Source organism: Corynebacterium striatum ATCC 6940, from assembly GCF_000159135.1.
GTDB lineage: Bacteria > Actinomycetota > Actinomycetes > Mycobacteriales > Mycobacteriaceae > Corynebacterium > Corynebacterium striatum.
This window is the reverse complement of record NZ_GG667522.1, coordinates 92,977-99,758: the sequence shown is the minus strand read 5'-3', so window position 1 is coordinate 99,758 and position 6,782 is coordinate 92,977. Positions and strand designations below refer to the sequence as shown.

At 63.9% G+C, this 6,782-nt stretch carries 7 protein-coding genes; 4 read left to right on the top strand and 3 right to left on the bottom strand.

Translation table 11 applies throughout. The features are described 5' to 3' along the window. Positions 1 to 2,207: MMPL family transporter (locus tag HMPREF0308_RS06965; RefSeq protein ID WP_005530079.1), on the bottom strand; the 2,207-nt coding region annotated here is incomplete at its 3' end. Between the two features lie 144 nt (positions 2,208 to 2,351). Between HMPREF0308_RS06965 and HMPREF0308_RS06960 the strand changes: the two genes are divergently transcribed. After that, the gene (locus HMPREF0308_RS06960; RefSeq protein WP_034657184.1) at positions 2,352 to 3,005 is read left to right on the top strand and encodes a membrane protein; all 654 of its coding nucleotides are present in this window, start codon (positions 2,352 to 2,354) and stop codon (positions 3,003 to 3,005) included. A 6-nt stretch (positions 3,006 to 3,011) separates the two neighbouring features. Here the strand turns inward: HMPREF0308_RS06960 and HMPREF0308_RS06955 are convergent, their stop codons facing one another. Both HMPREF0308_RS06955 and HMPREF0308_RS06950 read right to left on the bottom strand, forming a co-directional pair. Beyond that, positions 3,012 to 3,557 carry a gamma carbonic anhydrase family protein gene (locus HMPREF0308_RS06955; protein ID WP_005530075.1) on the bottom strand — a complete coding sequence of 182 codons (546 nt, stop codon included), beginning with the start codon at positions 3,555 to 3,557 and terminating at the stop codon, positions 3,012 to 3,014. A gap of 2 nt (positions 3,558 to 3,559) precedes the next feature. Beyond that, on the bottom strand, positions 3,560 to 3,952 hold the full coding sequence (locus tag HMPREF0308_RS06950; protein ID WP_034657182.1) for a hypothetical protein: 393 nt from the start codon (positions 3,950 to 3,952) through the stop codon (positions 3,560 to 3,562). A 36-nt stretch (positions 3,953 to 3,988) separates the two neighbouring features. Between HMPREF0308_RS06950 and HMPREF0308_RS06945 the strand changes: the two genes are divergently transcribed. The 3 genes from HMPREF0308_RS06945 to HMPREF0308_RS06935 form a co-directional block, all read left to right on the top strand. Continuing rightward, positions 3,989 to 4,858: a patatin-like phospholipase family protein gene (locus HMPREF0308_RS06945; protein ID WP_005530073.1), complete on the top strand. Its 870-nt coding sequence runs from the start codon at positions 3,989 to 3,991 to the stop codon at positions 4,856 to 4,858. A 76-nt stretch (positions 4,859 to 4,934) separates the two neighbouring features. Beyond that, the gene (locus HMPREF0308_RS06940) at positions 4,935 to 6,125 is read left to right on the top strand and encodes an acetyl-CoA C-acyltransferase (protein WP_005530071.1); all 1,191 of its coding nucleotides are present in this window, start codon (positions 4,935 to 4,937) and stop codon (positions 6,123 to 6,125) included. After that, positions 6,077 to 6,782 (top strand): enoyl-CoA hydratase/isomerase family protein (locus HMPREF0308_RS06935; protein ID WP_248630699.1); only part of this gene is annotated, 706 nt, incomplete at its 3' end. The genes HMPREF0308_RS06940 and HMPREF0308_RS06935, both read left to right, overlap by 49 nt.

Below are 6,782 nucleotides of genomic sequence, written 5' to 3'. Positions count from 1 at the left end.
CCCTCGATGTCCATGTTGGGCAGAATCCTATCGAGCCACTTCGGAATTGACCATGCCTTCTTATCGAGCAGGAACATCGTGGCCGGGATGATCATCATGCGTACAACGAAGGCGTCCATGAACACACCAACCGCAAGGGCGAAGCCCATGGTCTTGATGAATGGGAGGTCAATGAGCATGAAGGCTGCGAACACGGAGATCATGATGAGCGCTGCCGCGGTCACGGTGCGTGCGCCATGCTTGAAGCCATTCGACGTCGCGTTGCCCGCGGTCTTGCCATGGACGAAGCCCTCGCGCATGCGGGTGACCAGAAATACCTGGTAGTCCATTGCGAGGCCAAAGGTCAGGCCGATGAGCATGATCGGCAGGAAGGACAGCAGCGGCTGTGGGTCGTCGATGATTCCGAACATGCCCTCCTGGAAGATGGCCACGGTGACGCCGAAGGTGGCTGCCATGGACAGGCCGAAGCCAGCGGCCGCGATGAGCGGCACCCAGATGGAGCGGAAGACTAGGAGAAGCACGATGAATGCTAGGCCGAGGACGATCGCGATGTAGGGGAGGAGGACGTCGCTAAGCTTCTGCGAAATGTCATCGAAGATTGGGGTGATGCCAGTGATGCCGTAGGTGCCGCCGGTGTTGTCTTCGAACTCGGCCTTGAAACCGCGGAGCTTTTCCAGGGTTTCGGTGGTGGTCTCGTCGGTTGCGCCGGTGGTCGGGGTAATCAGGATCTGCGCCGCGTCCATGTTGTCCGTGGTGGCGACGATCTGCGCATTGACGACGCCCTCGGTCTCACTGAAGTCCTTGAGGAGTTCCTGGAAGGCCGGCATGCGGTCTTGCTTTGCGACGTCCGCGACGTCGACGTAAGCGATCATCGGGGCGTTGCGACCTGGGCCGAATGCCTCTTCGGTCATCTCATAAGCATCGCGCTGCGGGGTGCCCAGCTTCGAGGTTCCGTCGGTGGGCATGGCCAGGCGTAGGTTGGCGGCCGGCAGGGCGAGGATTCCGAGCAACAGCACGCCGGCGATGAGGTGCATCCGCGGGTGAGCGCGAATGCGGCGTACCCATTTTAGGCCCATGGTGGGCTTTTCGTCCTCAGGGTCCGGAACCTTGGGGCCCGGCACGCGGCCAGCGAAGACCTTGGTGCCGAACAGGCCCAAGAGGCCAGGGATGAAGGTGAGCGCGACGCAGACTGCCACAACCACGGTTGCGGCAGCGGCGATGGCCATGGTGGACAGGAACGGAATACCGATGATGGTCAGCGCTGCCAGTGCGATGACCACGGTGGCACCAGCGAAGACCACGGAGGAACCAGCGGTGCCCAAGGCCATGCCCATGGCGTGTGCGCGGGTTGCCTTGTCCATCTTCTTGAGCTCCTGCGCGAGCTCCTTCGGACTCAGATCATTGAGTCCGGAGGAGGTGATGAGCTCGTTGCGGAAGCGGGCCACGATGAACAGCGCGTAGTCGATGCCCACGGCCAGGCCGATCATGGAGGCCAGCATCGGCGTCATGTCGGAGACAGAGTCGGTGAAGACTGTGGCGAGCTGGACGCCCAGGATTCCCACGCCCACGCCGACGACGGCAGAGATGAGCGGCATACCTGCGGCCACGAAGGAACCGAAGGTGATGAGCAGGACGATGGCGGCAACGATGAGGCCGATGACCTCGGAGGTCATCTCTTCGGCAGGGATCTCAGTGACGGACGCGGCATCGAAGTTGATGGAGATCGTACCGGTGCGTTTGTCCTCGCTGAGAGGGGAGAGTGCGGCAAGGTCGGAATCGATCTGCTCCTGCGGCATGCCCTGCGCGGCCATTTTCTCGGTCATCTGCTTCTGCATTCCCATGGAAGCCATGACCGGGTTAACGATTGCGTCGGGGTCCTTCAGCGCGTCGGTTCCTTGCAGCTCCTTGATCATGGAATCGACTTCGCCCATGACCGCCTTATCCGTGAGCTTTTTGCCCTCCGGAGCCTGCAGTGTGATGGTGGCGCTGGGGGCACTCATTGCATCTGTCTCCGTGCCGAAGCGCTCCATCATCTGCTCTTGGGTGACGGTGGAGTCCATGTCTGGCATGGAAAAAGTGGGGCTTGGAGACTTCGCGAAGGCGCCAGTGAGGCCGCCCATCGCGACGAGCAGTACCAGCCAGAACGCGAGGAACGGCCAGACTTTTCGATATGACCAGCTACCCAAGTGGTAGAGGAATTTTGACATGTGCAGATCCTTTATGAAATTTGCAGTCTTTCAGAAACATTGCATAGCTTAGGCAAGTTTGCAGATGCTGTGCAAATTGTTGTTTGCTGGCGGTTAATCCTCTCGAAATTTGGGGCCGCCGCCGCGCACTGTAGACTTGCGCGCATGCTCCACGCCGTCATCTATGCCTTCGGAGACTCCGTCAACGCGCTGCTCATCGGCATCCTCGTTGCCATCGGAATCATCCTGCCGCGCGGTAAATACCGCAAGGTGGCGCCGCTAATCGTGGCGGGGGATTGGCTCGGCGTGCTCGTGGCCTCCTTGGCCGTGCTCTTTATCTTCGTCGGAATCCGCGAACAGATCGTTGCCGCGCTGGAGTCGCCAATAACCGGCATCGTCCTCATCGCAGTAGGCGTGCTCATCGGTTTCGGCGCCTGGCAATCCAAAGGCGAATCCAACCCGATGGTGGAAAAACTCCTCGTGCCGCTGCGCGAGCCCTCGCTCAAGACCGCAGCTATCGGTTTCATCATGGGCGTGGTGCAGTCGCTGACCTCCGTGCCCTTCTACGGCGGCCTTCTGCACCTCGCCGCCGGCGAGTTCTCCGACGCCACCCGCTACCTGGGCACTTTGTGGTACGCCACGCTGGCGCTCTCGCTGCCCACGCTGTGTGGAATCTTCATCGCCCTCGTGCGCGCGCAGCCGCAAAGTGCCGCTGGCAAGCTTTTTTCCGCAGCCCGCGAAAACTCCGCGCGCGTAGCCGAAATCAGCGGCTACGTCGTGGCAATCTTCCTCGTCATCATGGGTGTGCTGAGTCTCTAGCGGCCCCTAGTCGTAGTAGACGTCCTCGAGGGAAACGGCGGCGTCGGAAAGCGCCTGTGCCTTGGATAGATCAACGTAGCGTCCGGCGTGAGGGATAAAGGAATGCGATTGCTCATCGCTGAGTTCGCGGCGAACCTTCGCCGGGATGCCGGCGGCGAGGGACTTCGCTGGGATCTCCTGTCCCTCCAGCACAACCGCGCCGGCAGCGATGAGTGAGCCAGGGCCCACCACCGAACGCGACAGCAGCGAGGCCTTCATTCCAACCAGCGTGCCAGCGCCCACGTGCGTGCCGTGCAGCATCGCCATGTGGCCAACCGTGACGTCATCCTCCAAAACGCACGCAACGTCGGCTTCCTCGTGGATGACGGAATTGTCCTGGATGTTGACGCGGGCGCCTAGGCGAATGGCGCCCACGTCCGCGCGTAGGACGCAGCCGTAGAAGACCGAGGAATCGGGGCCGATTTCCACGTCGCCAATGATGGTGGCGTTCGGAGCAATCCAGGCGCTGCGGTGAATGCGCGGGTACACACCGTTGAAAGGCAAGATGAGCATGATTAATTTTCCTCCACGACGATGGCAAGGGATTCGGAAATTTCGTAGTCGCCCGGCTCGGCGCGCAGGGTCTCTAGGAGTGCGGCGCGCGTGTCCAGGTCGAGCGGGATGGCCCAGCCCTTCTTGGGATCGCGGACGGGGACCTCGGGGCGTGGGGCGGGGGAGAAGAAGACGCGGGTGGTGGAGGGGGCATCGGCAAGCCAGGCGGGCTCGGCGGCGCGGGCGACCTCACGGAGGGCTGCGGCGCCGGAAGAGTCGGTTACGACGATGAGCAAGGTTTCGGCGGAGTGGACCTCCAAGTGGCCGACCTCGACGACGGGCGCGCCGGACTCGGGCGTGGCGAGGCGTGGGGCCTTGGGGCCAGTGAGCGAGCGGAGCGCGTCAAGTAATCCCATGTGAACATGGTAAGCAGCCGCGTACAGTAAAACAACGTGATTGATGCAAAAAATATCGCCCTGATTTTTGAAGGCGGCGGCATGCGCAACTCGTACACGGCGGCCTGCGTGGTCAAGCTCATCGAGGAAGACGTACAGTTCGGCTGGGTGGGCGGCGTGTCCGCGGGGTCCTCGCACGCCGTGAACTATCTCTCGCACGATGCGTGGCGGGCGAAGGAATCCTTCGTGGACTTTGCCCATAACCCTAGTTTCGGCGGGGTGTCTTCGCTGCTGCGCGGCACGGGGTATTTCAACGCGGAGTATATCTATGAGCGCTCCTCGGACAAGGATCTGCCCTTCGACTTCGAAGCATTTCAGGCGAACCCGGCGGAGATGAATCTTGCCACGACGCGCGCAGATACGGGCGAGTCCGTCTACATCACGCGTGCGGACATCCACGAGCAGTCGGACATGAATATGTACGTGCGCGCGTCCTCGACGCTGCCGCTCATCATGCCGTTGCGTTTTATCGACGGCGTGCCCTATGTGGACGGCGCGCTGGGCGAGTCCGGCGGCATCTCCATCGACCAGGCGGAGAAGGCGGGCTACGAGAAGTTCCTTTTCGTGGGCACGCACCCGCGCGGCTACGTCCGACCGCAGGTCACGCGTCGCCGCGCCGTGCGTCGCGTGCTGGGCCGCTACCCCGCGGTCGCGGAGGCGCTCATCCAACGTCCGGACCGGTACAACGCGTCGAAGGACAGGCTGCTCGAGCTCGAAAAGGAAGGCCGCGCGCAGCTGTTCTTCACCGAGGATATGCAGGTCGCGTCGACGGAAAAGAACGTGGCCAAGCTGCGGGCGAACTTTAACGCGGGGCGCGCACAGATGTACGCCGAGTGGCCCGCGTGGAAGGAATTCCTCACTTCCTAACCGAAAGGGTGGCGCAGGTCACGGATGATCTGTACGATTTATCCTAAATTCGTACAGATTTTTCTCGGGAGGCAATGTGACCCTGCAGGATACCGATATCGTCATCGTGGGCGCCGCGCGCACGCCCTTTGGCAAGTTGCTGGGCGGGCTTGCCGCACTGCCCGCCACCGACCTGGGCGCGCACGCCATCCGCGGCGCGCTTGAGCAGGCGCGCGTGGAGCCCGAGCTTGTCGATGCCGTCGTCTTCGGCCAGGTCCTCCAAGCCGGTGTTGGCCAGAATCCCACGAAGCAGGCCGCGCTCGCAGCCGGGATTTCGCCGCGGGCACATACGACGACGGTGAATAAGATTTGCCTGTCCGGGCTCACGGCCGTCATCGACGCGGCGCGTCTGCTGCGCGCGGGCGAGGCCGAGGTCGTCGTCGCCGGCGGCATGGAGTCCATGACGAACGCGCCGCACCTGCTGCCGCGCTCGCGCGCCGGCGTGAAATTCGGGGCGTTTGAGGCGCTCGATCACATGGAACACGATGGCCTGCGCGCCGCGGACCTGGGTATTTCCATGGGGTCGCTGTCCGAGAAATACGCGGGCCGCTATCCCGTCACCCGCGAAGAACAGGACCACTGCGCGGCGCTGAGTCACCAGCGCGCGCTCGCCGCGACGCAGGACGGCACGCTCGCCCGCGAAATCGTGCCGCTCATCATCGAGACCCGCAAGGGCTCGGTGACGGTCGAGTCCGACGAGGGCATCCGCGAGGGCGTCACGGACGAGTCGTTGGCCAAGCTCCGTCCGGCCTTTGAGAAGGACGGCTCGATTACGGCGGGCAATTCCTCGCCCATTACGGACGGCGCGGCGGCGGTCGTGCTCACCACGGCCGCGCATGCCGCGGCGCAGGGCTGGGCGGTCCTCGCCGCGCTGCGTTCGGTGGGCCAGACCGCCGGCCCCGATTCCTCGCTGCAGCAGCAGCCTGCCGATGCTCTCCTCCGCGCCCTTGAGCGCGAGGGCTGGGACGCAGGCTCCCTCGACCACGTGGAAATCAATGAGGCCTTTGCCGCCGTCGTCGTGCACTCCGCGCGCACCCTGGGCCTTGACCCGGACGCGGTCAACCCACAGGGCGGGGCGATTGCGATGGGTCACCCCATCGGGGCATCGGGAGCGCGCTTGGTCGTGCATGCGGCGCACCAGCTGGCGGCGGGCGCGGGTTCGCGCGCGGGTGTTGCGCTTTGCGGTGGCGGGGGACAAGGAGAGGCTCTGCTGCTCGAGGCGAAATAGAAAGGAACTGTGAGATGTCTGTAGAAATCACTGAGGGCGAGGTTCTCGCTTCCGTGTGCGACGGCGTGGGCACGCTCACGCTCAACCGGCCTCAGGCGCTTAACGCGCTGACCTTGGACATGATTCGTGAGTTCACCCGCGTTTTGCGTGCGTGGGCGGACGATGACGCGGTGCGTCTCGTGCTCGTGCGGGGTGCTGGTGAGCGCGGCCTGTGTGCGGGCGGCGACGTCGCGGCGCTCTACCGCGACGCGGTCGCCGAGGGCGGACCAGGCGACTTCGGCGCCACGTTCTGGCGCGAGGAGTACGAGCTTAACCACTATATTTCGGTCTACCCCAAGCCGTACGTGGCGCTGCAGACGGGCATCGTGCTGGGTGGCGGCATCGGGATCTCGGCGCACGGCAGCCACCGGATCGTCACGGATGACTCGCGCCTGGGCATGCCCGAGGTCGGCATCGGCTACTCGCCGGATGCCGGCGGTTCCTACGTCCTCGCGCGTGCGGAGGATCGGCTGGGCTTCCATCTGGGCTACACCGCGGCCCACGTCGGCGCGGCCGAGGCCATCGACACCGGCTTCGCGGATTACTACGTGCCGCAGGACCAGATTGAGTCGCTCGTGGCACGGCTGCACGAGACCGCGGACCCGGCCGTCATCGCGG